This is a genomic window from Streptomyces sp. NPDC014656, from assembly GCF_043084305.1.
Taxonomy (GTDB): Bacteria; Actinomycetota; Actinomycetes; order Streptomycetales; family Streptomycetaceae; genus Streptomyces.
In genome coordinates this window covers 111,191-136,154 of the sequence record NZ_JBIBZN010000009.1, presented here as the reverse complement: position 1 = coordinate 136,154, position 24,964 = coordinate 111,191, and the positions used below count along the sequence as shown (strand labels likewise).

Annotated in this window: 24 protein-coding genes; 8 read left to right on the top strand and 16 right to left on the bottom strand. The window is 71.7% G+C overall.

Annotated features, from left to right (window positions below):
- The first annotated feature begins 89 nt into the window (after positions 1-89).
- The gene (locus ACF1ED_RS21290) at positions 90-1,187 is read left to right on the top strand and encodes a transcriptional regulator (protein WP_391762640.1); all 1,098 of its coding nucleotides are present in this window, start codon (positions 90-92) and stop codon (positions 1,185-1,187) included.
- A gap of 141 nt (positions 1,188-1,328) precedes the next feature.
- On the opposite strand, the gene ACF1ED_RS21285 is transcribed toward ACF1ED_RS21290, so the two are convergent.
- Positions 1,329-2,087, bottom strand: coding sequence for a TetR/AcrR family transcriptional regulator (locus tag ACF1ED_RS21285; RefSeq protein WP_391762638.1), 759 nt, complete (start codon positions 2,085-2,087; stop codon positions 1,329-1,331).
- Between the two features lie 157 nt (positions 2,088-2,244).
- Here ACF1ED_RS21285 and ACF1ED_RS21280 point away from each other — a divergent pair, with 157 nt between their 5' ends.
- Positions 2,245-2,691, top strand: a complete 447-nt coding sequence (locus ACF1ED_RS21280; protein ID WP_391762636.1) for an SsgA family sporulation/cell division regulator — start codon at positions 2,245-2,247, stop codon at positions 2,689-2,691.
- Between the two features lie 89 nt (positions 2,692-2,780).
- On the opposite strand, the gene msrA is transcribed toward ACF1ED_RS21280, so the two are convergent.
- Positions 2,781-3,296, bottom strand: coding sequence for a peptide-methionine (S)-S-oxide reductase MsrA (msrA, locus tag ACF1ED_RS21275; protein WP_391762634.1), 516 nt, complete (start codon positions 3,294-3,296; stop codon positions 2,781-2,783).
- A 1,236-nt stretch (positions 3,297-4,532) separates the two neighbouring features.
- Here msrA and ACF1ED_RS21270 point away from each other — a divergent pair.
- Both ACF1ED_RS21270 and ACF1ED_RS21265 read left to right on the top strand, forming a co-directional pair.
- Entirely contained in the window at positions 4,533-5,000 is a 468-nt protein-coding gene (locus ACF1ED_RS21270) for an SsgA family sporulation/cell division regulator (RefSeq protein ID WP_391762632.1), read from the top strand.
- Positions 5,001-5,224: 224 nt separating this feature from the next.
- The gene (locus ACF1ED_RS21265; protein ID WP_391762630.1) at positions 5,225-6,085 is read left to right on the top strand and encodes a Bax inhibitor-1/YccA family protein; all 861 of its coding nucleotides are present in this window, start codon (positions 5,225-5,227) and stop codon (positions 6,083-6,085) included.
- Between the two features lie 346 nt (positions 6,086-6,431).
- On the opposite strand, the gene ACF1ED_RS21260 is transcribed toward ACF1ED_RS21265, so the two are convergent.
- From ACF1ED_RS21260 to ACF1ED_RS21220, 9 genes are all read right to left on the bottom strand, one after another.
- A complete protein-coding gene (locus ACF1ED_RS21260; RefSeq protein WP_391762628.1) occupies positions 6,432-7,271 on the bottom strand; it encodes an alpha/beta fold hydrolase in 840 nt (279 codons plus the stop codon).
- Positions 7,272-7,693: 422 nt separating this feature from the next.
- Positions 7,694-8,839: a serine hydrolase domain-containing protein gene (locus ACF1ED_RS21255; protein ID WP_391762626.1), complete on the bottom strand. Its 1,146-nt coding sequence runs from the start codon at positions 8,837-8,839 to the stop codon at positions 7,694-7,696.
- Positions 8,840-8,884: 45 nt separating this feature from the next.
- Positions 8,885-9,358 carry a DNA starvation/stationary phase protection protein gene (locus ACF1ED_RS21250; RefSeq protein ID WP_391762624.1) on the bottom strand — a complete coding sequence of 158 codons (474 nt, stop codon included), beginning with the start codon at positions 9,356-9,358 and terminating at the stop codon, positions 8,885-8,887.
- Between the two features lie 34 nt (positions 9,359-9,392).
- The gene (locus ACF1ED_RS21245; RefSeq protein ID WP_391762622.1) at positions 9,393-10,226 is read right to left on the bottom strand and encodes an alpha/beta fold hydrolase; all 834 of its coding nucleotides are present in this window, start codon (positions 10,224-10,226) and stop codon (positions 9,393-9,395) included.
- A 181-nt stretch (positions 10,227-10,407) separates the two neighbouring features.
- Positions 10,408-13,146 carry an ATP-binding protein gene (locus ACF1ED_RS21240; protein ID WP_391762620.1) on the bottom strand — a complete coding sequence of 913 codons (2,739 nt, stop codon included), beginning with the start codon at positions 13,144-13,146 and terminating at the stop codon, positions 10,408-10,410.
- A gap of 619 nt (positions 13,147-13,765) precedes the next feature.
- Positions 13,766-13,888 carry a hypothetical protein gene (locus tag ACF1ED_RS21235; protein ID WP_391762618.1) on the bottom strand — a complete coding sequence of 41 codons (123 nt, stop codon included), beginning with the start codon at positions 13,886-13,888 and terminating at the stop codon, positions 13,766-13,768.
- Positions 13,885-14,571 (bottom strand): cytochrome b/b6 domain-containing protein, encoded by a 687-nt coding sequence (locus ACF1ED_RS21230; RefSeq protein WP_391762616.1) that lies wholly within the window; start codon positions 14,569-14,571, stop codon positions 13,885-13,887. The genes ACF1ED_RS21235 and ACF1ED_RS21230 overlap by 4 nt, the downstream gene beginning before the upstream one ends.
- Entirely contained in the window at positions 14,525-15,244 is a 720-nt protein-coding gene (locus ACF1ED_RS21225) for a molybdopterin-dependent oxidoreductase (RefSeq protein ID WP_391762614.1), read from the bottom strand. The genes ACF1ED_RS21230 and ACF1ED_RS21225 overlap by 47 nt, the downstream gene beginning before the upstream one ends.
- Positions 15,245-15,853: 609 nt before the next feature.
- Positions 15,854-16,387, bottom strand: coding sequence for a sigma-70 family RNA polymerase sigma factor (locus ACF1ED_RS21220; RefSeq protein ID WP_391762612.1), 534 nt, complete (start codon positions 16,385-16,387; stop codon positions 15,854-15,856).
- Between the two features lie 414 nt (positions 16,388-16,801).
- Between ACF1ED_RS21220 and ACF1ED_RS21215 the strand changes: the two genes are divergently transcribed.
- From ACF1ED_RS21215 to ACF1ED_RS21200, 4 genes are all read left to right on the top strand, one after another.
- A complete protein-coding gene (locus ACF1ED_RS21215) occupies positions 16,802-17,572 on the top strand; it encodes an MBL fold metallo-hydrolase (RefSeq protein ID WP_391762610.1) in 771 nt (256 codons plus the stop codon).
- 270 nt (positions 17,573-17,842) lie between these two features.
- The gene (locus ACF1ED_RS21210) at positions 17,843-18,397 is read left to right on the top strand and encodes a hypothetical protein (protein ID WP_391762608.1); all 555 of its coding nucleotides are present in this window, start codon (positions 17,843-17,845) and stop codon (positions 18,395-18,397) included.
- A gap of 441 nt (positions 18,398-18,838) precedes the next feature.
- On the top strand, positions 18,839-19,423 hold the full coding sequence (locus ACF1ED_RS21205) for a hypothetical protein (RefSeq protein WP_391762606.1): 585 nt from the start codon (positions 18,839-18,841) through the stop codon (positions 19,421-19,423).
- 254 nt (positions 19,424-19,677) lie between these two features.
- Positions 19,678-19,848 carry a hypothetical protein gene (locus tag ACF1ED_RS21200; protein WP_391762604.1) on the top strand — a complete coding sequence of 57 codons (171 nt, stop codon included), beginning with the start codon at positions 19,678-19,680 and terminating at the stop codon, positions 19,846-19,848.
- Positions 19,849-20,113: 265 nt separating this feature from the next.
- Here the strand turns inward: ACF1ED_RS21200 and ACF1ED_RS21195 are convergent.
- The 5 genes from ACF1ED_RS21195 to ACF1ED_RS21175 all read right to left on the bottom strand — a co-directional run bounded on the left by ACF1ED_RS21195 (position 20,114) and on the right by ACF1ED_RS21175 (position 24,523).
- Positions 20,114-21,276, bottom strand: a protein-coding gene (locus ACF1ED_RS21195; RefSeq protein WP_391762602.1) for an IS3 family transposase whose coding sequence is annotated in 2 segments (ribosomal slippage) — positions 20,114-20,989 and positions 20,992-21,276 — 1,161 coding nt in all. Because the reading frame shifts where the segments join, the coding sequence is not laid out codon by codon here.
- A 349-nt stretch (positions 21,277-21,625) separates the two neighbouring features.
- Positions 21,626-22,558, bottom strand: coding sequence for a hypothetical protein (locus ACF1ED_RS21190; RefSeq protein ID WP_391762600.1), 933 nt, complete (start codon positions 22,556-22,558; stop codon positions 21,626-21,628).
- A 211-nt stretch (positions 22,559-22,769) separates the two neighbouring features.
- Positions 22,770-23,402 (bottom strand): hypothetical protein, encoded by a 633-nt coding sequence (locus ACF1ED_RS21185; protein WP_391762951.1) that lies wholly within the window; start codon positions 23,400-23,402, stop codon positions 22,770-22,772.
- 417 nt (positions 23,403-23,819) lie between these two features.
- A complete protein-coding gene (locus ACF1ED_RS21180; RefSeq protein WP_391762598.1) occupies positions 23,820-24,020 on the bottom strand; it encodes a hypothetical protein in 201 nt (66 codons plus the stop codon).
- Positions 24,021-24,097: 77 nt separating this feature from the next.
- Positions 24,098-24,523, bottom strand: coding sequence for an Ohr family peroxiredoxin (locus ACF1ED_RS21175; RefSeq protein ID WP_391762546.1), 426 nt, complete (start codon positions 24,521-24,523; stop codon positions 24,098-24,100).
- Between the last annotated feature and the right edge of the window lie 441 nt (positions 24,524-24,964).

Sequence of the window (24,964 nt, the reverse complement as noted above, 5' to 3'; positions counted from 1 at the left end):
CGCATGGCGCACATGACGCACATGACACTGATGACACCCACGACTCACGTGGCAACATGCCGCGCATCAGGCGATGGAGGTACGCACACGTGCTCACGGCCTTGGGCATATCCGGGGGCGAGGAACGCGTCTACCGGCGCTTCCTGGACCGGGACAGGGCAGCCGTCCCGGACGTCGCCGCGGCTCTCGGCGTGCCGGAGCGGGACGTCCACCGGTCCGTGGCCCGCCTCGAAGAGCTGGGGCTGCTGCGCCCGGCCGGGGACGGCGCCTACCGGCCGACGGACCCCCAGTCGGCGCTCGTCCCCCTGCTCGCCAGGCGGCGGTTCGAGGCCGAGAGCGCGCTCTCCTCGGCGGGGGCGGAGATCGCCCGGATCGCCGAACGGCACCGGGAGGGGCGGCTCCGCGCCGATCCGCGCAATCTCGTGGAGGTGCTGTCGGACCGCGAGGCGGTCATCGAGCGGGTCGACCAGCTCACCAGGTCGGCGAGCAGCCACGTGTGGGCGCTGGACCGTCCGCCCTACATGGGGCGGTCCGACGGCCTGCAGCACAGCAACGAGGACGAGGTGGCGATCACGAGCGCGTGGCTGGAGCGCGGCGTGGACGTGCGGTCGATCTACTGTCCGCAGTCGATGGAGCGCCCCGGCCGGTTCGCGGCGCTCCTCGGCCTCGCCGAGCGGGGCGAGCGGTCCCGGGTGCTGCCCTCCCTGCCGTTCAAGCTGCACATCATCGACCGGCAGGTGGCCCTGGTCCCGCTGTCCGGGCCGGTCTACGACGACCTCGTCGTCATCCACCCGTCCGGCATGCTGAACGCGCTGATGGAGCTGTACGAGGCCTACTGGGCGCGCGCCGTGCCCCTCGGGCCCGTCGCCGCGGGGGCCCCGGGGACCGCGGGGGCCGCCGGGTCCGCGGGGGCAGCCGGGTCCGAGGGGGCCGAGGGGGGAGCCGGGACCGCAGGGCCAGCCGGGCCGATCGGGTCCGTCGAGGCCGCCGGGGAAGGCTCCTTCGACGCGGACGACATGGCGCTCCTCGGCATGCTCAAGGCGGGGCTGAAGGACCGGGCCATCGCACGGCAGCTGGGATGCAGCACCCGGACCGCCAGCCGGCGCGTCGCGGCGGTCCTGGCCAAGCTGGGTGCCGGCACCCGATTCCAGGCGGGGGCCAGGGCCGCCGCCCGGGGCCTGCTCTGAACCGGCGTCCGGGCCCGGTCGCACCCGCAGCCGGTCCGCTTTCACACCGTGGCGGCGCGGACCCGGGCTGCGACTGCGACTGCGACTGCGCGTATGTGTATGTGCATGTGTATGCGTATGTGACGCGTACGTGTGCCGGGTTCAGGCGCTCTGGCCGGAGTCGGCCAGCCGGTTGAGCCACTCGCACAGCAGGGTGCGCTCGCCAGGGCTGAGCACGGCGGCGTCATCGCCCTGTTCGAGCGTCGCGAGCAGGGCGACGGCCCTGTGTGCGAGGCCGGTCGAAGGGAGGCCGTTCGAAGCGGCTCCCCCGTTCTGCTTCTCGGCCGGGAGGGTCAAGGCGTCGATGACCATGTCCCGGGCGACGTGGGAGGTCCGGAGGTCCCGTTCGTCCTCGGGAAGGGCCGTGAGGGTGAGGACCGTGCCCATTCCGGCGGAGTGCATCACTTCGGCCGACCTCGTCACGCCCATCCGCAGGCGGCCGGCGGCGGCCACCTTGGTCATCATGTGCCGCAGACCGGCGGCGGCCGCGTGCCCGGCCTGCGGCATGTAGCCGGGGCGGACCTGGCAGTAGACGAGGGAGTAGTACTCCGGGTGCCTCAGCCCGAAGTCGACGTGCAGGTCCCAGGCGTCCCGGAGGTTCTGCACCGGGTCGCCGGCGGTGAAGAACCGGGCCTTCCTGCCGAGGTACCGTTCGAAGCCGTGCTGTGCCAGCTCTTCGAGCAGGCCGTACTTGTCCCCGAAGAGCCGGAAGATGGTGGGCGCCGGCACGCCGGCGCGCGCGGCGACCGCCCGGGTCGACAGCGCTTCCAGTCCCTCGCTCTCCAGCAGCTCCGCGGCGGCGAGGACGATCTTCTGCCGCGGCGTCGGTCCCCCCTCTTCCTGCTCCCTCTCCATGACCATGAATCAACGATATCAGTCTGGCGAATCATTGATAGTTCCGGTGGTATCTTCCATCATGGATCGATGATTCGCCGCACGGGAGGTCCGTCAACGAGCCCTTCCGTTCGGCCGGTTCGTCGTCGCGCCCACCCGACCACAGCGAAGGATCCCTCCGTACATGAGCGGCAAACGATCTGGAGCACAGGCCCGCCGCGGCGCGGCGCACGGTCCGCTCCCGCTGACTCTGGACATCGAGCGCGTGCTGGGCGTCGCCGCCCGCCAGCCGGTCCGGGCGGAGTTCCGGTTCGACCCGGAGTCCCCTTCGGCCGTGTGCGTGGAGTTCCTCGTCGAAGGTGGTCCCCGCGCCTCGTGGCGGATCGGACGTGACCTGCTCCGGCAAGGGCTCAGCTCGATGAGCGGCCTCGGCAGCGTACGGATGTGGCCGTCCAGCGCCGGGGAACGGGCCGCCGCGTGGCTCCAGTTGGCCTCCGGCGACATGGCGGCCCTGTTCGAGCTGCCCGCGCCGCCGCTGGCCGCGTGGCTGGACCGCACGTACCGGCTGGTCCCCGCCGGCTCCGAGTTCACCGGCGTCGACTGGGACGCCGCCGTCCGGGGCGGCGGGTGACGTCCGGTCGGCGAGCGCGGGGAAGCGGGGACGCCGAGCGGCCGGGAGGAGCCTCGCTCCTTCCGGCCGCTCGCGGTCTCACGCCGGTCTCAGGACGCCTCGCGCCGGGGCAGCCGCCAGTTCGGGCGCGGGAAGTGGCAGGTGTAGCCGTCCGGGTAGCGCTGGAGGTAGTCCTGGTGTTCCGGCTCCGCCTCCCAGAAGGCGCCGGCCGGCTCGACCTCCGTCACCACCGGGCCGGGCCACAGACCGGACGCGTCGACGTCGGCGATGGTTTCCCGGGCCACGCGGAGCTGCTCGTCGTCGGTGTAGTAGATGGCGGAGCGGTAGTCGGCCCCCACGTCGTTGCCCTGCCGGTCGCGGGTGCTCGGGTCGTGGATCTGGAAGAAGTACTCCAGGATCGTGCGGTAGTCGGTGACCGAGGGGTCGAAGACGATCTCGATCGACTCCGCGTGCCGTCCGTGGTCGCGGTAGGTGGGGTGGGGCTTCGTGTCATCTCCCGTGTAGCCGACCCGGGTGCGCACCACTCCGGGCAGCGACCGGATGAGCTCCTGCATGCCCCAGAAGCATCCGCCCGCCAGCAGGGCCCTCTCCTCGGCTGTGCTCATGTTCGCGCGCTCCTCTTCTCGATGACCGACCCCCAGTATAGTCACCGTCTTGACAGGTGACGAATGGCTTGGCGGGTCTCGGGCCGGTCGCTCGGCCGGACCGGCCCTTCGGCTGCGCTGCCGGCTCAGCCGGGCCGGTCGTTAGGCCGGGCCGGTGGTCGCGGGCTCTGGTCGGCAGGCGGAGCGCCGTGCGCGGTTCGGTCACCTCCACGACCGTGGGACGGACGACGCCGGACCACTCGCCGCGCAGTCCGGGCCAGAACGTGATCAGGACCGGGGTCCCCGCGAAGCCCGGGCGGGCCGTGACGTCCGTGCGGCCGAAGGCCGCCTGCGCCCAGGACAGCAGGATCCGTCCGCGCGGGACGCGGGACGGCCCCCGCGACGGCGCCCAGGTGGCCCTCAGCCCGCCGTCGAAGCTGGCACCACCTCCCGGGCCGCGCTCCGCGACGCGTTGGACAGGCTGCCCTGGGATCAGAGCGGGTGAGGTCGGCGCTCGGGCGGCGAGGGGACCGAGTCGGACCGGACCGGACCGGACCCCACCGGGTCGGGTCGGGCCGGGTCAGGTCAGGTCGGCTCGATCGGCCCCGCTCCGCCCACTGCAGACACGCGTTCGCGGGAGGTCCTGTCTCGCACGGGGGAACGAGACAGGACCTCCGGAGAGGGAAGCGCCGTCGGCACGACGTGTGTGGTCGCCGCGCCGACGGCTGGGCCAGGTCTTCGCCTCACTCGAACGAAGACCGGTTCCCCGCCCCGTCCGACGCCGCTGTGCGCTCGGCGTCGGACGCTTCCCACCGGTGAACGGTGCGGCACCCCCTCCGGGTTCACGCCGGAAGGGCCCGTCTCCCCGGGGCCGCGCGCCGGCCAGCCCCGCCGGAAGGCGCCGGCGAAGTCGAGGGCGGCGCCCCCGCAGGGAAAACATGTGTCTCACACTGCCCCCCTGGCGAGTCGGCCGGTCGGGTCGACTCGCTACGCTGACCGCTCTGACGGGTGACGTGCGATGGTCAGGTCGACGGGGGCACGATGACCCCGGCCTGGTGCGGCGGCGCGGTCCACCCGCCTCCGGGGGGTACAGAAGATTGACTGACGACACGGCCGGCGCGGCGGGGGCCGCGCCTTCCGGTGCCGTCGAGCGCCGGGAGCGGGAAGGCCCGTCGACCGTCAACTGACCGATGCGGGGTGTCCGCCTCCGGCGAAGAGTGGGAGACGCAGAATTCGCCCCACGGAGGGAAACCCACCATGCATCGTGACCAGCCGTCCCTGCGTGCGCGCTCGGCGCCCGAACTCGTGCCGCCGCTGCTCCTGGGCCTCGACCAGATGCTCGACGAGTTCACGCGGGTGCCGATGCGCGCGAAGTTCCTCTTCGACCCGGAGATGGCCGCGGTGATCACGGTCGAGTTCCTCGCGGAACGCGGCCCCGGCCTCATCTGGCACATCGGGCGTGAACTGCTCCACCTGGGCGTCACGTCGATGAGCGGGACCGGCGAGGTACGGATGTGGCCGACGCTGGACCGCGAACGCCCCTCGTCGTGGCTGCTCCTGGAGTCCGAGGAGGTGGAGGCCCTGTTCGAGGTGCCGGCCGAGCCGTTGGCGGAGTGGCTGGACGCCACGTACCGCATCGTCGCGGCCGACGTGGAGATGGACGGCCTGAACTGGGACGGGTTCCTCCGGGGCCTCCTCGGCGGTCCGGAGGCACCGGCGGGCTGACCGGCCGACCCGCTGACCGACCCGCTCGACCCGCTCGACCCGCTCGATCCACTCGATCCACTCGATCCGCCCGGCGGCACTTGCCCTCCCCGGCGTCACCTGTCAAAGTGGTGACGCGAAGGTGTCGTCCGGTACGCCGGCGGCATCGGCACACATGTGCCGATGCGGGCCCCGCCACACCCCTTCGCGGCAGGCCGCACCCGCGGCGGACGAGGAGGAATGACGTGAGGACCAGGACCAGCAACCCGATCTTCTCCCGCTGGGGCGCGACGCGTGACGCCGGTCCGGCAGGCGCGTACGAGCGCGAACCGGTGGGAGCCGCGGCCGGCGGCCGGACGGGGAACGACTACGCGACCAACCCCTACGCCTCCCCCGCCGGCACCGCCCACCAGGCCGGCCCGAACGCGATGACCATGGACGACGTCGTCGTCCGCACGGCCACGACCCTCGGCACCGTGGTGCTGGCCGCCGTCCTCTCCTGGGTCCTGCTGCCCGTCGACGAGGCGAACCTCGGCCGGTCCTACGGCATCGCCCTGGGCGCCGCGCTCGGCGCCTTCGTCCTGTCGCTCGCGCAGACGTTCCGGCGGAAGCCGTCCCCGGCCCTCGTCCTCGGGTACGCGGCGCTGGAGGGCGTGTTCCTCGGGGTGCTGTCCAGCACGCTGTCGACGTACATCGCGCCGGGCGTGGTCGTCCAGGCGGTGCTCGGCACCTTCGCGGTCTCCGGGGCCACGCTCCTCGCGTACCGGATGCGGTGGATCCGGGTCACCCGGCGGTTCACCGGCTTCGTGCTCGTCGCCGCGACGGGCTTCCTGCTGCTGGTGGTCGCCAACGCCCTCTTCGCCGCGTTCGGCGCCGGCAACGGCCTCGGCTTCCGCAGCGGGGCACTCGGCATCGCCTTCGGCGTCGTCGGCATCCTGCTCGGCGCCGCCTTCCTGGCCCTGGACCTCAAGCAGGTCGAGGACGCGGTCGCCTACGGCGCCCCGCGCGAGGAGGCGTGGCTGGCCGCCTTCGGCCTCACCCTGACGCTGGTGTGGATCTACCTGGAGGTGCTCAACCTGCTGACGATCTTCAACAGCGACAACTGAGTCCACCGACGCCGCAGGGGCACGCGCCGCACGCGTGCCCCTGCGGCACGTCCGCACCGGGCACCCGGCCCCCGTCCCCCGGCACCCGGCACCCGGCACCCGGCACCCGGCACCCGAGGACTCCGCTCCAGCCGCCGAAGCTCGCCTCTCGCTCGCCCCGCGCTCGCCCCGCTCGGCCCTCCTCGGCCGGCGAGTGGGCGGCCGGCACCGGGTCGTCGACCGGGCTACGGGAAGACACCCCGAGTCGGGGCGTCGTCCCCCGGCCGGTCTTCGATGAGGACGGGCAGGTGGTGCGTCAGACCCGCCGTGCGGGAACGTGCGAGGGGCGACGGGGCGGGGCCCTCGGTCACCGGACCGTGCGGGCCGCCTCCTCGACGATGCGGGTGACGGCCTCGGGGCGGGACACGGATACCGCGTGTGAGGCGTCGACGGTCGTCGTGCGGGCATGGGCGCGGGCCGACATGAAGCGCTGGGCAGCCACCGGGATGTTGCGGTCCTCCGTGGTCACCAGTGACCAGGAGGGGATCGTCTTCCAGGCGGCCCGGGTGGACTTCTCCTCCAGAGCGGCGGCGGCGATCGGACGTTGCCCCGCGGCCATGAGCCCGGCCTTCTCCTTGGGCACGTCTGCGGCGAACTGGCTGCGGAACTTCTCCGGCTTGATGTACACGTCCGCGCCCTGATCACCGTCAGGCAGGGCGTAGCGGACGGACTCGACGGCTTGGCCGAGGGTGCTGCCGGGGAACTTGTCCGTCAGGCCGATCGAGCTCTCGCCCTCGTCCGGCAGGAACGCCGCGATGTAGACCAGTGCCTTCACCTTGTCTTCGAGGCCCGCAGCGGCCTGGCTGATGACGGTGCCGCCGTAGGAGTGGCCGACCAGGACCACGGGCCCGTCGATGTGGTCGAGGACGCTGCGCAGGTAAGCGGCATCGCTCGCCGGACCACGCAGCGGGTTGGCGGCGGACACCACCGGGTAGCCCGCGCGCTGCAGCCGGGCGACGACACCGTCCCAGCTCGCGGCGTCGGCGAACGCTCCGTGTTCCAGCACGATCGTCGGACGTACGGGGTGGCGGGGCGTGGCGTCGGCCGCGGCCGGCAGGGTGACGGCGGCCACGGACAGGCCGACGGCCGCGGCGACACCGATCAGTACGGATCTGCCGCCCGGACGGGCGAGGCGGGTGTTGCGCATGGGTGGAATCCCTCTTGTTCGATGAATGGTGCTCGACGGACCGAAAGGCGAGGCCGCCGGGTGCGTCGAGGAACGGGTACCGGCTCGTCTCGCCGGTGCGTGATGGACGGGCGTCCGTCCGCGCCGCGTGGGCAGCGCTGGTGGGCAGCGCGGATCGGAGCGCTGGTGGGCAGCGGCCGGCAGCGGCCCGGAGAGCGGCTGCCGGGCTGCGGCCCGGGGGTGGCCCGGGCTGCGGCCCGGGGGTGGTCCTGAGGCTTCGGCCTCGCCCTTCCAGCGGGCGAGGAGCGCCGTCGTCCTGGGGCGACCGGACCGGTTCAGCCGCCGGCGGACCGCTCGTTCGCGGACGTGGAGGGCGGTGCGCGGTGGGCGGCCCGTTCGGCGGCGTGCCGTGGGCTCTCCCGCGCGGAGCCCACGGCCACATCTCAGCCGGTGCCCTCCAGGACTTCGTAGACGTGCCTGAGGTAGAGGTGCGTGCGCTCCGAGCCGAGGAGCCCGTCGCCCACCCGGTTCATCGTGTACGAGAACGTGACGCGCCGGTCGAGGTCCATCATGACGATCGACCCGCCCCGGCCGACCCAGAAGCAGATTCTCCCGGTGGGCATGTGCGGCATCGTCCTCGGATCGGCGAGCGCGTAGCCCATGCCCCAGCGGACGGGGACGCCCAGGAACAGGTCGACTCCGTCGGCCTGTACGTCGAACACCTTGTCCACCGTCTCCTCGGAGAGAAGCCGGCGGCCGTTGACCCGGCCGCGCCGCGAGATGACGGAGAGCGCCCGGGCCAGGCCACGTGCGTTGCCGTGTCCGTTGACGGCTCCGAGTTCGGCGGAGCGCCACCGCGGGGTGTCGACGTGCTCGTCGCGCGCGGGGCTTCCGAGCAGCGTCCTGGTGAAGATCCCCTCGGGATCGGGACCCGTGGGTATGCCGCCCGGCTGCGAGGGGGTCACCAGATCGGCGATGCGCGGCCAGTCGGCCCGTCGCGCGCCGATCTGGACATCGGCTTGCGTCGGTTCGGCGATCTCGGTGGCGACGAACTCCGTCAGGCTGCGGCCGCTGACCCGCCGGACGAGCTCTCCCACCAACTGCCCCTGGGTCTGGACGTGGTAGCCGGAGGCGGAGCCCGGCTCCCACCAGGGTGCCTGCGCGGCCAGCCGGGCGCTCGCGGTGGGCCGGTCGTAGAGGTCCTCCATGGAGAAGGGCTGCTCCCAGCCGGAGAGTCCCGAGGTGTGAGCCAGGACGTGACGCACCTCGACGTGCTCCTTTCCCCGGGCGGCGAACTCGGGCCAGTAGTGCGCGACCGGGCGGCGCAGATCCAGCGCGCCCCGGTCGACGAGGATGAGGGCCGCGAGGTTGGTGAGGGTCTTCGTCGTCGACCACATGTTCACCAACGTGTCCCGGTGCCACGGAACGGTCCGTGCTTCGTCCGCGTGGCCACCCCACAGGTCGACTTCCATGACCCCGTCCACGTCGACGGCGATCGACGCCCCCAACTCCTCGCCGGCTTCGAGGTGCGCCCCCAACACCTCCCGTACCGGTTCGAATCGGTCTGTGCTCGTTCCCTCGACACCCATGCTCTTCTCCACTTCGGACGACAACTGTGGGGCTCCGGCCCCTGATCAGGCCCGGTTCGCCGCCTGGAACATCCAGCTCTGCTTCTCCAGATCGGCCGTCAGTCCGACGAGGAGGTCCTCGGTGACGACATCCACCGGGCCCATCGCGACGATGCGCTCACGCAGCCTTGCGGTCACGGCGGAGAGCGCGTGCACCAAGGCCTCGACGGCGTCGCTGTCCTTGGTCCAGCCCGGGGGAAGGCCGGGCACGCCACTGGCTCCCGCGATGGTCCCGGCCCGCCCGTCCGGACTGACGCCCAGGGCGGCCGCGCGTTCGGCCACCGTGTCGGCGTGGTTCCGGGCGACGGTGGCGGCCTCGTCGAGCTGGACGTGGACCGAGCGGAAGCGCGGGCCGTACACGTTCCAGTGGGCCTGCTTGGCCACCAGGGACAGGTCGAGGAGGTCGGTCAGGGTCGCCTGAAGCGCCGCACCCGCGGTCTCGCGGTCGCGCTCGGGCAGAGGGTGGTTGACAACCGGCACAGGAGTGCGGTCCTTTCGTGAGGAGCGCCGGCTCTCAGGCGGCGAGGAAGTCGAGCAGGGCGGCGTTGACCTCGGCCGCGTGGGTGAGCAGCAGGCCGTGCGGAGCGCCGTCGATCTCGACGTACCGCGCTTCGGGCAGGCGGCGGCGGAACTCGCGGGCCGTGGCGTCGATCGGCAGGATGCGGTCGGCGGTCCCGTGCAGGATGAGCGACGGCACGTCGATGCGCTCCACGTCGGACCGGAAGTCCGTCAGCCACGCCGGGACGCAGGCGTAGGCCGCCATGGGCGCCGAGTCGATGGCGGTGGCCCAGTTCGCCCGCAGCGCGGCCTCGCTGAGCCGCGACCCGAGCGTCTCGTCGGTGTTGAAGAAGTCGACGAAGAAGCTCTCGTACCAGGCGTAGCGGTCGGCCTCCGCCTGCTCCGCGATGCCGTCGAAGACGCTCTGCGGCACACCGGTGGGGTTGTCCGGCGTCTGCAGCAGGAACGGCTGGAGCGAACCGAGGAACGCCGCCTTCGCCACCCGCTCCGAGCCGTAGGTACCGAGGTAGCGGGCGACCTCGCCCGAGCCCATCGAGAACCCGACGAGAACCACGTCCCGCAGGTCCAGCCGGGTCAGTACGGTGTCCAGGTCGGCGGCGAAGGTGTCGTAGTCGTAGCCCGTCATGGTCTTGCTCGACCGGCCGAAGCCACGGCGGTCGTAGGTGATGACGCGGTAGCCGGCCTTGACCAGCGCATCGGTCTGCTTCTCCCACGACTGCCCGTCCAGCGGGTAACCGTGGATCAGGACGACCGGCTGCCCCGTCCCGTGGTCCTCGTAGTAGAGGTCGATGCCGGTCGAGCCCTCGGTGCCGACGGTGATGGTTCCCATGGTGTGCCTTCCCGCCCGTCCGCCGTGTGCGGACCGGGCATGGCACAAACCTAGGAATCAAGCGGGTCGGGCCGCGTCCGTCGGACTACGGTTTCGCCGTACGTCATCGGGCCGCGTCTTCCGCGTACGTCATGATGCTGCGTCTTCCGCGTACGTCATGAGGCTGCATCTTCCGCGTACGTCATGGCGCCGCGCTTTCGGGGTACGTCGTCGTGCCGCCGAGCACCGCGGCGAGTTCGCCGCGGGACGTGACCCCCAGTTTGGGGAACATCCGCTGGAGGTGGGTGCTCACCGTCCGGGGCGAGACGTACAAGCGCTCGCCGATCTCCCGGTTCGTCAGACCCTGCGCGGCGAGCTGGGCGACGTGCAGCTCGGTCGAGGTCAGCCGATCGGCCGCGGCCGGATCCTGGCGCGGGGACGACGCGCCCGCGGCGCGCAGCTCCTGCCGGGCCCGCTCCGCCCAGGCCGACGCGCCGAGGGCGTCGAAGATCTCGCGTGCGGCCTGGAGGGCGACGCGGGACTCCGCGGGCCGCCGGTGGCGCCGCAGCCACTCGCCCAGGGCGAGGCGCGCCCGCGCCCCCTCGAACGGCCAGTCCGCGGGGACGGCGTCGAGGGCCTCCCTGTACAGCGGCTCGGCGGCGTCCTGCGGGCTCAGCAGGGCCCGGCCCAGCCGCAACCCGCAGAGCAGGGCGGGCGAAGACGTCGATTCCCCGAGCGGGGTCAGCTCCCGCACGATGTCGCGTGCCACCTCCGCGGATTCGCTGCGCACCGCCGCCTCGACCAGCTCCGCGACCGCGTAGAAGCGCAGCCAGGAGTGGAAGGCGGGGTCGGCCGGGTCGAAGACGCGGTGCAGGTGGCCGAACGCGTCGCCGTAGCGGCCCTGGCAGAGGGCCGCCTGCCCGCGGGCCATCTGCATGATGGCCAGCACCGGGCGCCCCCCGCTGGGAAGGGCCTCGCGTTCGGCTTCCGCCGCCCACGCCTCTGCCGCCGGGTCGCCGCTGACGGCGGCCAGCTGCGCGCGGATCGCGTTCACCATCGCGTGCACGAGAGGCTGACCGGTCTCGCGGGCGAGCGACGCGGCCTCCTCCGCGGCGAGAGAACCAGCGCGCACGTCACCCAGCCGTGCGGCGCTCCCCGCCTGGACGCAGAGGGCGCGGGCCAGCATCGACAGCCTGCCCTGCGCTCGCAGGGCGTCCAGCGACCTCGCCGTCAACCGGCTCGCCAGGGCGGGAGCGCCCACCGTCACGGCGGCGGCACCCAGGAGCTGGTCCCCCTCCGCGTTCTCCGAGGAGCGCTCCAGCTGACCCGCCAGGCCCTCCACAGCCCCTTCCCCGCGCTCGACCGGCACCGAGTACGCCCGCAGAGCGACCAGGTCGGCGTTGTCGGCGGGCACCGGCATCCGGTCGGCAGCGGCGGCGACCCGCTCGCGGGCGGCCGGGCCCGGCTCTCCCCAGAAGCACTGCAGGACCGCGCCCCACAGCATGCGCAGCCCCAGGGTCGACTCGCCGCCGGCGGCGATCTCGACCGCCAGCTCGGCCAGCTCGGCGGTCGCGGCGCCCTCGCCCCGCGTCCCCTCGGCCAGAGCGATGCTGACCCAGGCCGCGCGGCCTCGGTCCCGGGCCGAAAGGTCCAGCGAGCGCGCCTGGGTCAGCAGGTGCGTCGCGACGTCTCCTTGGCCCGACTCCAGCGCGAGCTCCGCCGCCCGGAGCAGCCGGTCCGCCCGCGCGGAGGGGTCCTTCGTCAGCTCCGCCGCCCGCCTCAGCGCGGCGAGGGCCGCGGCGACACCGCCTCGCCGCAGGGCTCTGCCGGCGGTGGAGTCCAGATCCCGTGCCACTCGCTCGTCGAGACCGGCGGTGGCGGCGGCACGGTGCCACGCCTGCCGATCGGGCTGCCCGTGGAGCGCGGCGGCCAGTGCGGCGTGCGCGGCCTGGCGTTCCACGGCGGTGGCGGCGTGGTGCATCGCCGAGCGGACGAGGGGGTGTCTGAAGGCCAGCCCCTGGGCCTCCACCAGGCCCGCGCCGATCGCCGCCTCGAAAGCACCGACGTCGACCGCCGTCCCGAGCATCCGGGTCGCCGCGTCGAGGCATTCCTCCATCGTCCCGTCACCGTTGAGGGCCGAGAGGAGCAGGACCGCGCGGGTGTCGGCCGGCAGGCGGGAGACCCGTGCCGTGAACGTCCGCTCCAGCCGTGCGGTCAGCGGCAGCGGACCCGGATTGAGCGCGTACGCCCCGCCGACCGACCGCAGCGCGACCGGCAACTCGGTCAGCGCCAGCGGGTTCCCGGCGGCCTCCTCCAACAGCCGCCGTCTGACCTGCTGTCCCAGTCCGGGGGCCACCGCGTCCAGCACCTCCCCCGACACCTCGTCCGTCAGCGGGCCCAGGTGCAGCACGGGCAGGCCGGCACTGCTGAGGCGGTCGTCGAGGCGCCGGGTGACGGCGACCAGAACGAGGGGGTCGGATTCGATCCGCCGCGCCACGAACCCGAGCACATCGATGCTGGCACGGTCCATCCAGTGGGCGTCCTCGACGACCACCAGCAGGGGCGCCTTCGCCGCCGCGTCCGTCAGCAGGGTCAGCGCGGCCAGGCCCACGAGGTACAGATCGGGTACGGCCTCGTCGACGAGCCCGACGGCCGCGAGCAGCGCGGTGCGCTGACGTCCCGGCAAGTCGTCGATTCCGTCCCTCAGCTGGTGAACCAACTGGTGCAGGCCCGCACAGGGCAGGTCTTCCTCCGACTGGACCCCCACAGCGGTGATCACACGGGTCCCGCCGCGTGCTGCCGCGCCCGCGGCCTCCGCGACCAGCGCCGACTTGCCGATCCCCGGCGCCCCGGTGATCACCGTGGCCCCGCCCGAACCGGCGGCCCCCTGCTCGACCAGGGCAGCCAGCGTGCGGCGCTCCGTATCGCGACCCAATAGCACCCGCCGATGCATGCCGCACCCCCCGTTTCTCTGTACCTCCCCAGCACCCGACGGCTCCGCGTCCTCGCGGAACCAGACGACCTGGCGGCATCTCCGCTGGTGGGCGGCTTGAAAGCCTGGCCTGGATGCCGTTCATGCAATGGTATGCACGCTGGCGAGCGGGAATGACCGCGGTCCGCATGCGCGAAACCGAGCCGCCGCCGGGACGGGGGGCACCGCTGCGGCCGGCTGGGCCGCCTGGCCCGGCTGGCCCGGCTGGGACGCCTGGGACGCCTGGGACGCCTGGGCGAGAACCCCACCAAACCCAGCCCAAGCCCACGCCCACGCCCACGCCCACGATCCTGGCCACCGGTGGCGACGCCGCTCGGCTCCCGCGGCGTCTCTACCGGCACGGGGCGGGCCGCGCGTCCGGCCCCCGCGTCCAGGGCCTGCTCGGTCCGGCCCGCGGGTCCTCATCCGTGACGTCAAGAGACTCCGGCCAGGGCCGCGGGGAACGGCCGTCTCCGCGTGCTCGCGACGTGCGACCGCCATCCGAGCGCTGTCCGAGCGCTGTCCGATCGCCGTCCGAGCGCTGTCCGAGCGCTGTCCGACAGCCAATTCGACAGCCGGGGCAGATCGATTACGCGCCGGCGGCCCGCAGACCGGTCGGCGAGGTGGCCAGCCGGTCATCGATCCGGGTGAGCCGTCGGCCGTCCTCGCCGTCGTACGTGCCGGCATCGCCCCGTCGCGGGGGACGTGTCACGTCCCGTCCGCTCTTCCGGCCGTGCCGGCGTCGCCTTCCTCCCGCAGCCAGTGGGAGTGGTGCCGCTCGGCCCAGGACCGGCTGACGTACCCGGTACGCATCCCGAGCCGCGATTCCGGATCCTCCAGGGCCTTGCGGATGTGCCCGATGACGACGAAGGTGATCAGCCAGGCCACCAGGTCGTGGACGAAGATCGCGCTGGTGCGCGAGACGAAGGGCAGCAGCCCCATGAACCACATCAGCAGACCGGTGGACATCATCACCAGGACCGCGCCGGCGATCCAGCCCGCGTAGAGCTTCTGCCCCGCGTTGAACTTGCCGGCCGGCCGGTCCTCCGGCGAGGTCCGGCGCCCGCGTGCGGCCGCCAGCCACTGCCGGTCGTACGGGGCGGACCGGTTCAGCCTGCGCAGGTCCGCGCGGAAGTCCGCCGAGAACAGACCGAGCAGAAGGGGCGCCGGGAGCAGGATGCCGGACCACTCGTGCAGCGTGGCCATCAGGTGCCGGCGTCCGACGAGCTGGGCGATCGGACCGAGGTAGAGGCAGGCGGCGGTGGTCAGACACACCAGCATCAGGTAGCCGGTGGCGCGGTGGACCATGCGTTCGGCGGTGCTGAAGCGCCGGACGCGGCCCGAGGGGTCAGGCCGCGCCGCGGTCGGCGCCGTCGAGCCAGCCGTCGATCGCATATCCACGCTCCTCCCAGAACCCGGGGACGACCTCGTCCGTGACCGAGATGCCGGACAGCCACTTGGCCGACTTGTAGAAGTACATGGGCGCCACGTAGAGGCGGACGGGGCCGCCGTGTTCGTGGGTGAGGGGCTTGTCCTGCATGTTCAGTGCCACCAGCACGTCGGAGCGGCGCGCCTGTTCCAGGGTGAGGCTCTCGGTGTAGGCACCGTCGAAGCACGTGAAGTGGACCGCCGCGCCCGGGGAGCGCACCCCGGAGGCGTCGAGGAGGTCCGCCAGCTTCACGCCCTCGAAGGGGGTGTCGTCCACGCGCCATCCGTCCGTGCACAGGACGTCGGCGACGACCCGGGTCTGGGGCATCGCGCGCAGGTCGGCGAGCGTGTAGGTCTTCGGCTTCTCCACGAGGCCGCCGACCGTGAGGGCGTAGTCGGTCTCGCCCTTGCGCGGGACCGATCCGACGACGCTGTAGTAGCGGAAGCCGCCCGGGTTGGGCAGCAGACCGGTCAGTCCGGTCGAGTCGGCCTGGGAGGCCGTGGCGAGGAACTTCTCCCAGCCGCGCTGCAGCGGGGGCGCGAGGGCGAGCGAGGCGGCTCCCGCTCCCAGCATGCCCAGCATCGCCCGCCGCCCCATCGGCGCGCCGCCCCCGGCATCGGGTTTCGACTTTCGTGCCATGGTCCGTGTGCTCCTCACGTGGTGCGGAATCCCCGGCGATGGGCGGACGCGCGCGATGTCGTCGACACGTGTGAGAGTGTCTCCGAGCCCGCCAGAATCACCTATTCAACTGGTGACGATCGTGACATGCGGTTCATGGACTGTCAACGACGCGGATACCGCGCACCCAGCGGAGGAGAGGCGGACATTGGCGCGAGCGGACGCGGGTCCTTACGGACGGCAGTTTTCTTCGGCAAGCTGAAATCACCGGGCAGAAGGGTGATTCGGTGCGGGATGTTCATGCTCGCGACCTGGCCTAGCCTGGCCCGGCTGGCCCGGCCCGGCTCGACGTCCGGTGCCTGGGGCCCGGGCCCGTGGGCACGGTCACGCCCGGCGAGGAGGAGTCCTTCGCCGCCCGGCGGACAGGGCGTGTGAGCGCGCCGGCGGTCCGCGATACGGGGAATCCGACCGCCGGCGCGGGGACGGGGTCCGGTCACGGCGTGGTGCCGAACTCCCGGAAGTCCCGTCCCGGTTCCGCCGCCGGTCAGAAGCGGCGGCCCCTCCACCAGGACAACGGGACGGCGCGGGGAAAGGTTCAGCCTCCGGCTCGGATCCGTCGCGCCCTTCCCCCTACGCCGCCTCGGGCACCGCGGCCGCGCGCAGTTTGCGCAGGGCGTTGTGATGGCGGCTCTTGACGGTGCCCGTCGGCACTCCGAGGATGCCCGCGGTCTCCTGGATGCTGCGGTCGCAGAGATAGATGTGGGCCAGGACGGCGCGGTGCTCGGGGGACAGCCCGCGCAGCAGCCGTGCGACCACCAGGACGTCGTGCACCGCCTCGGGGTCGTCGGAGCCCGAGGCGGGGTCGGTGTAGGTGACTCCGATGGCCTCCCTCCGGGCATGGGGCTTGCGCACCCAGTCGATGACCAGGTGCCGGGTGACGGTGAAGAGCCAGCCCCGGACCGATCCCTCCATGCCTATCAGGCGGTCGATGTTCCGCCAGGCGCGGATGGCGGTCTCCTGCACGATGTCCTCGGCGAGTCCTCGGTCGCCCAGCATCTTCTCGGCGTACGAGACGAGGGCGTTCCGGTGTTCCCTCATGATCGCGCCGAGCAGCTCTGATCGGGACGTGGCCGTGAGGGGCGCGGCCGTGAGGGGCGTAGCCATAGTGTTCTGAACCATCCTGGTTCTCTGTCATGTGGGTGACGGAAGGCCGGATGCGGCCGCCGCACGGGAACCGCGGGCGCGGAGAGCGCCGGAAGACCGCTCGTTCCGTGTTGTCCAGTGTGACGCGTTTTCTCCCTCCGGCACACACTCATGAGTCACATATCACATGCGCCGAGCCGTCTTCGCATGTGCCCATAGTGACATACGTGTGAGTGGGTCACCGCTGTGTGAGAGGTCGCCGCCTGGCGGTCCCGGCTGCGGAGGCCGCCCCGGGCGGGGCCAGGATCACGGGCGGAGCGGTCCGATGGGCACACGTTCCTCTCTCTCGTACACACATGGCAGCATGGGCCGGAGTCACCGGAGCCCCGGCGGGAGAGCCCCGTGGTCCGCGTGCGGGAGAGGATCAGCACGGTCATGGCGAAGGTTCTGCGCGACGACGACATCGTCCGCGTCGCGGGCGACGTCTACTCGGTGTCCGGCAGCGACACCAACTGGGTGATAGTGAAGGACGGCGACAGCTGCACGCTCGTCGACGCCGGCTATCCCGGTGACCGCGAGGCCGTGCTGGCCTCGCTGCGGGCCGTGGGGCTGGGCCCCGGGGCGGTGACGGCCCTCCTGGTCACGCACGCGCACAACGACCACATCGGCGCGGCCGGGCACCTGCGCACCGCGTACGGCGTGCCCGTGCTGATGCACGGGGAGGAGGTGCCCCACGCCCGTCGTGACTTCCTCGACCAGGTCTCCGCCGGTCAGGTCCTGGCGCGGGCGTGGCGGCCCGGTGTGCTCCCCTGGGCCGTCCGCGCCCTGCGGGCCGGCGGCACCGCCCACGTCCCGGTCCCGGAACCCCGGCCCTTCCCCTCGGCGGGGCCGCTCGACCTCCCCGGCCGCCCCGTGCCCCTGCACACGCCGGGACACACCCGCGGCCACTGTGCCTACCACCTGCCGCACAGCGGGATCCTGATCACGGGCGACGCCCTGGTCACCGCGCACCCCACCTCCCGGACCGGTGGACCGCAGCTCCTTCCGGGCATGTTCCACGCCGACCGTCCGCGGGCCCTCGCGTCGTTGGCCGTACTGGAGGGCGTGGACGCCGAGGTCCTGCTCCCCGGCCACGGCCCCGTGCACCACGGCACCGCGAAGGAGGCCGCGGCCACGGCCCGCGACCGCGCCCCGGCCCACACCTGACGGGCGAGCGGGGTGGTGACGGGGCGGGGCTTCGACGACACACCTGTCCGGCGGCCTCCCGACGGGACGTCACGACGGGACGTCCCGGTGGCGGGCGTCCGCCTCCCGCACCAGGAACGGTCGCGGTCCCGCGTGTGCGCGGCCGCGTCGGCGCTTATCGTGAGAGGACACACGATCCGTCCCGGCCTCGCGCGCCGACACTTATCTGCACGGGGACTCCGGGCCTGGGTAGCATGCGGAGCAACGTCCGTACCGAGGGAGTGAAGCCTTGTGACCACCCAGTCAACCGCCACCCGGCTGGTGGACCAAGCCGCGTCGGACCTGGAGGCGAACCGCCGGCTGCAGCAGAAGCTGACGGACCGGATCACGGTGCTGCAGCAGGAGGAAGCCCTCCTGACGGACATCCTGAACCTCGCCCAGCAGTACGAAGGTTTCACCGACTCGTCCCGGCTGCCGGAGCAGCTGCAGGACGAGCCCGGCGCCGCCGCCACGAAGGCGAAGCGGGCGTCCACCGGTGCCGGCGCCCGCCGTTCGGCCCCGGCCCGGACCGCCGCTGCGGGTCACACGCGCAAGGCCGGCACGAAGACGAAGGCCCGCGGGCCGCTGCTCGGCGACCTTCTGATGGAACTGCTCGGCGCGTACGAGGAACCCCGTCTCGCGAAGGAGTTGCGGGACGAGCTCCTCGCGCAGCACCCCGACCGCAACCCGACCCCGCAGGTGGTGCGGAACACGCTTGAGGCCCTGGTCGCGAAGGGGCGTATCCGGCGGCACAAGCAGCAGCGCTCCGTCATGTACACGCTCGTCGAGCCGGGCTCCGCCACCTGAGGTCACGGGGTGATCCACACGGTGCCGGGACCGCGCTCGCCGCACATCCCCGGCCCCGGTCCTGGTGGGTTCGCCTGACCGGCTGTCGCCGGTCTGTCGCCGGTTCCCGAGGGGTCAAGCCGGCTGGCGGCCTTCCGTGGCCCCCGTCGCGGGGTGCGACGTGCGCCGGCAGCAGGCCGGCTGCCGGGCGGGCATCGGTGAGGGTGACTCTCCGAGCCGTAGCAGTACGGTGTCGCCGTCGCGGACGGCGTCGCGGACGGCGTCACCGCCTCGCGGACACCGCCCCAGGCCGTGCACGGGTCCAGGGGCATCACGCGGTACATGTCGGGCCCGAGCGGGATGTCCCGTGCGACGGCTCAGAAGCCGTGTTCCGGCGTTCACGTGTCGACCTCGTCGCACGGCGGCCCCGCCCTTGTCAGTGGCCACCTGTTTACTTGTCATATGACCGACAAGACGAGTCACAGCGATGTCCACCGAGCCATGGCTCTCGCTCCCGGCGCCGAGATGGTCGAGCCGTACGGAGGCGGGACGGGATTTCGGTTCAAGATCCGCAACGTGAAGATCGATGGCCGGGCCGCCGTGGCACACGTCCGCGGAGGGGGTTCGCACGAGGTCAGTTTCGACGTGCTGCACGATTGCTCGGAGTGCGGCAACGCCGTCAACCAGGTGATCGTCGGTCTGGCGGGCCAGGATCGGGCCCAGGCATCGGTGTGGAACGGCAAGCAGCGCAGCGGGGGCGGCGTGAAGGTGGTCAATGCCGGCACGCACGTCGAGGCGCTGGCGGAAGACAACCCGGGTCCGGCGGAGTGGGTGAGCGTGTCGTGTGACCTCGTCGTTCCCGACGAGCCCGGCGTCTACTCGGTTCGGGCACGTTACGCTCAGGCGTATCAGGGGCGCCTGATGACTGCCGAGGGACGTGCGGTCCCGCAGCCGGAGTACCAGGACGTGCTGGGCTGGTGGAAGGTCGACCGTCCGGAAGGGCCCGGCCCTGAATCGGCCATAGGCACCATCGTCGTCGAGGCGTGAAGCCGCTGGTCAGCCCCTTCGGCCAACTCCATGGCCTCGCCCGAACCCGGCATGGTCTCACCGCCGACGCCGGTCGCGGCCCCGCAGGCCCGCCTCACCCGCCAGGGCGGCGGGCCCCGGGGGCACAGCAACCGGACCGGCCGGATGCGGCCAGATGCGGCCGGACCCAGCCGGATGCGACGGTCAGCTGTCTGTCGTCACACGACGGCGACGACAGACAGGGCCCGGTCCTCCGTACGGAAGGGGCCCCGCGAGTGGCGAACCTGGTCTACCAGCGGGTCTCGACCGACCGGCGGCCCACCGCCCGGCAGGTCCTCGTCCTGGACGGGACCGGCATCGAGGGCCCAGCCGTCTCCGAGGAGGACCCGGACACCTCCGGCCGCCTCCGCCCGCTCCAGAGGCCGGAGTTCCGCGAGCCGCTCTGAGCCGGGCCGGACCGCGCGCCGCCGAGGCCAAGGGCCGCAAGGGCGAGCGCAGGCCCGCCGTGGTGGCCGCGAAGACCGCCGACGTGCGTGCCGCGTAGACCCCGGGGAATTGCATCAGATGCGCGAGGAGCAGGCGCCGAATCCCTTAGTGCTGGAGGAAGTGTAGCCAGGGTCTCTGCTGCCGGAGCCCGCTTCGCTAGATGCTCTGACCTGCTGATTTGATCAGTGTCATTGGGTCTGATGCAGGTTCGGGTGACAGGTTGAGTCACGCGGCCTGGAGGGCCGGTGTGGTCATGACGGTCTCGAATTCGACGAGGGTCAGTCGGCCGAGTGCGGCTTGCCGGCGACGGCGGTGGTAGGTCCGCTCGATCCAGGTCACGACGGCGATCCGTAGTTCCTCGCAGGTGGCCCACTTCCTGCGGTCGAGGACGTTCTTCTGCAGCAGGCTGAAGAAGGACTCCATGGCCGCGTTGTCACCGGCTGCCCCGACCCTCCCTATCGACCCGGCCATCCGGTAGCGGTCGAGCGCCCGGACGAACTTCCGGGACCGGAATTGCGAGCCGCGACCGGTGTGCAGGATGCACCCGTCGACGTTTTCACGCCGGGCCACGGCGTCGTCCAGGGCGGTCACGGCCAGACGGGACTTCATCCGCGTATCGATGGAGCAGCCCACGATCCGGTTGCTGAAGACATCCTTGATCGCGCAGAGATACAGCTTGCCGTCGCCGGTGGCGTGTTCGGTGATGTCGGCGAGCCAGAGCCGGTTCGGGCCGGCCGCGGTGAAGTCACGACGCACGAGATCGTCGTGCCCCGGCGGGCCGGCCTTCCTGCCCCGGCCTCGCTTCTTGCCGAACACGCTCCACCAGCGGTTGTCCCGGCAGATCCGCCACGCGGTCCGATCAGCCATCGCGGCCCCGATGCTGCGGGCCTCGTCGGCCAGGAAGCGGTAGCCGAACTCAGGGTCCTCACGGTGGGCACCGAACAACGCGTTCGCGCGATACGCCTCCTCGAGAACAGCGTCGGCCACCGGCTTGTCGAGCCAGCGGTAGCAGGGCTGTCTGGCGAGCTTGAGCACCCGGCACGTCACCGTGACGAGCACCCCGTCCCTGGCCAGCTCCTTCACGAGCGGGTAGATCCTTTTCCCGGCAGATGCGCCTGCGACAGATAGGCCGCGGCCCGGCGCAGGACCTCGTTCTCCTGCTCCAGCAGCTTGATCCGCCGACGCGCCTCCCGCAGCTCCGCGCTCTCCTGACTGGAGGTCCCGGGCTTGGAGCCGTCATCGATGTCCGCCCGGCGCATCCCCTTCCACAACGTCATCGGGTGGACCCCGAAGTCGGTGGCCGCCTGCTCGACCGTCACACCCAGGCCACGGTTCCTCGCAACCCGCACGACGTCCTGGCGGAACTCTTCCGGATAGGGCTTGGGCACAGCGACATCCTTCCCACCTGCCCCACAGGGCAAGCCAGTTCAGATGTCACCCGATCGTGCATCAGACCCCAACGAGACAAACGCGCCCTGGCTGTTCCCGACCCAGCGTCCTGGCCGCGCACTGACCAGCAGCCGGCTCGCGACCCGTCTGCGGAACATCGGCCTTCCGTCCGAAGCCGGCCGATGCGCCGCCCTGCTCGACCTTTGCACACAGATGCCACCGGCCGTGCTGCAACGGCTGCTCGGTATCAGCCCTATGGCGGCCGAACGATGGTCTGCCGGCGCGGTCAGAATGGCCTTCGCAGCCGAGGTGGCCCGTCGGTCGGGAGCTGCCCGCTCTCGGCCGCTATCAGGCTTCGATGCGAAGCCACGTGTCGCCAGCGCGAAGCCATAGAAGACCGTCGCGACCCTGACCGCAGCGCATGACCACCCGTCCGGGCACTCGAATCTTGCGCCGCTCGGTCACACTCCAGGCATCACCATCCAGCTCGGCTCGCACCACTTCGGTTGACCGCTGGTTGTGAACGCGCTTGGTCAGGACCGCTCGATGGTCACGCACGGCAAACCCGTCCGGGTCACGTACGGGGCTGGGCCAACTGGTCACCTCGCCGGTCGACGGGGTGATCCGCGTCAAGAACGTGCCTCCCCGCCGACTGCCTGAATACCAGATCAGCCAGACCCGGTCCCCTTCGGTGGCAGCGGCGCATCCCTCCAAAGGCACGTCAGGAAGGCGACCTCCCGGAGCCCAGGTTGCCCGACCATCTGCACTCCAGCCGGCAAGACCGGCCGCGGACTCCGGATGCCCTCCGTAGATGCCTTCGTCTCCGTAAGCCGTCCAGATCGATCCCCCGCGATCGGTCACCAGAGCAGGGATGTCGTCGCCGATGCAGAAGGTGGCTTCTTGGTCACCACTTTCCAGAGAGAACACCACGGCGTTCGGGCTCCATGCTCCCGACTCTTCCTTGCCCGCTCGACCGCTTGCGATGAGAAGCCGGGCCACCGGGAGAAGAGCGATGTGGCTCGGCCTGACCGGAACGTCCTTGATCAGTCGACGTTGAAGCGACCCGTCAACCTGGCGAATCACGAGCACCGCATCGAAGGGGACCTGCGGGCCCCATCCCACCCAACCCTTCACGTAGCGGCTTCGGCGTAGGTACTGCCGATGGACGAGCAGAACAGCCAGCTCCCCTGCCGGGCCAACGCTCCACCACAGAGGGCGTCGTCCCGCCCAGAGGTCCGTTACGGATGGCTTCCAGATCCTCTGCACGTTGACCGTCGACACCACATCCCCCTGCTTTCGGACCGCAGCACCCGAACGTAAGCGCTGATGAGAGGAGTGTATTGATGCCAGAACAGGCATCGCCCCGGCGTCGCACAGCCACCTGCCGGCGTACACGTCGGTGCCCAGGCAGGTGCATACGCACAAGCTCACCGCGTCGCACACGATGACAATCCAGGGGCCCGCCGTCGTGGTCGACAAAGCCGGTGCCGTCCTACGGTTCCGGCGACATGGCCGACGCGGGAAGGTCGAGAACGCGGGCAAGGGCGGCTGTGACGGCAGCACAGTGGCCAGGCAGGAGCTTGGAGGCCCAATCGACAGCCAGCGCTAGGAAGTCGGCCAGGTCGCGCTCGGCACCGGCGAGCAGGTGGCGGAGCTCGGCGACGGACAGCTCGATCACCGGACTGTCGCTCTGCTCGGCGTTGACAGTGAGCCGGACGGTGTCGCCGAAGCGCTCCGCGATCGGTGACACGGGATCGTGGCCGAATCCGAGCAGACTGCCCTCGTCGACGAACTGGTGCCAGTCGCGCCAGTCCTCCAGCCCATCGCAGCAACCAGGCATGAAGGTGACGCCTGTGGAATTGTCGGTGACCCGCAGACCGCCGGCCGCGAAGAGGTTGTCGAACGTCAGCAGTCCGTGAAGGAACGAGTCGAGTGGGTTGGCCGGACGAGGCGGCCGATCGCCGTCGGGGTCGATGTCGTTGCAGTCGGCGATGCGCATCAGGGCCGTCCCGACCTCCGCGGGCGAGAGCTCACCGCTGAGAGGCAGGAAGGCAAACGACTGGACCTTGGCGACAGGCCAGAGGTCGAAGCCGTCAGGTGCGTACGTCTCCAGGACGGGCTGCATCACGATCACCCGGCGAAGTGTTCCGCATCCCGCGCCCGTACCGCCCCCCGATTACGCCGAGCACCTCGTCTCTGCCATGGGAGCTGAGCACCTTCATACCGTCCTGAACAGGTGCTGGTGTACGCCGACACCACCCTGCGGTGAGTTCACGGACGCTATTCCGCACAGTCGAATACTCGAATCTTGCCGATACTCGAAAGGCCGGTCCATCGCCGCTCCCGTCCGCGACCACCACGTCAGCAGCGGCACCGTCCGCACGGCCGTCCCCGGCTGCCCGCCCCGCCACGCCGTCGGCGTGCCGTCAGCGCGATGGCGCCGATCGGTCCGTGGTCGTTCTCGGCGCCGACGGTCGTGTCATGTGTCCCGGGGCCGGTTGCGGGGTGCGGGTCTTCTCGCGGTCCTGCCGGGGTCCACCGGTCACAGGAAGTCGGAGGGGGACGGGCCGTACCCGGCGAAGGCCACGCCCCGCGCCCAGTCCCACACCTGTGTGTCCGTGGGCCACGCCCGCTCGGCGGGGCCTTCCGCGACCGGGGAGGTGGGCTCGCCGGCCGCCTCGGGGGCGCGGCGGGGGGCCGGACGGCCGTACCCGTCGGAAGGTGTGCGCGTTCCGGGTTCCATGGTCTGTCCTCGCTCTCCGGTGGGGAGGGACGCGGGTCCCGCGCGGGGGGACGCGGGGCCCGCGGTCTGTGGGGCCGTCAGGCGGCGTCGGCCACGATGACGACGGGGACGTTGTCGCGCGTGGCCTTGGAGTAGGGGCAGATCTGGTGGGCGGCGTCGGCCAGTTCCTGTGCGGTGGTCCGGTCGACGCCGCCGAGGACGGGACGCAGGACGGCCGAGAGGGAGAACTGGTCGTCGTCGCCGTGCGTGAGGGTGATCTCGGCGGTGATGGTGGTGCTGGTCAGCCGGACCTTGCGCAGGGACGCGGCGCGGCGCAGCGCGCCGAGGAAGCAGGCGGCCCAGCCGGCGGCCAGGAGCTGTTCGGGATTGGTCGCGGCGCCGGAACCGCCCAGCTCCTCGGGCAGGGCGAGGCTGGTCTCCAGCAGGCCGTCGGAGGAGCGGACACGGCCGCCGTTGCGGCCCTCCCCGTCGACGTCGACAACGGCGGTGTAGGTGACTGCCATGGCGGGTGCTCCCCATCGGGGTCGAAGGATCGTGGAACGCCTTCCCACCGGGACCTGTCGTCACCGGTTGAGGCGGTGACGCAAGCATGGCAGCCTCACGCGTCACCCGTCAAGGCGGTGACGTAACAGAAACATGTTTACGGTCACGAGATACATGTTTTACGTTTCGGGCTCTACACTCATCTCGCATCAGGGTCCCTTCAGTCCCTGGTCTGAATGAATCCCCAGGTCAGGTACACGAGTTGACCGGGCGGAAGAAGCGACGAGGACGATCTCCGTGCTGCGTAGACATGTGAAACACGGTGGGGTGGGCGACGGCCGGCGGCAGGGCACCGTCCCGGCACCCCGCACGGCCGGGCCCGTGACTCCCCTCGTCCCGCGCTCCCTCGCCCTCCACCCCCTCACCCTCTACCCTCTCGCCCTGCGCTCTCTCGCCCGCCG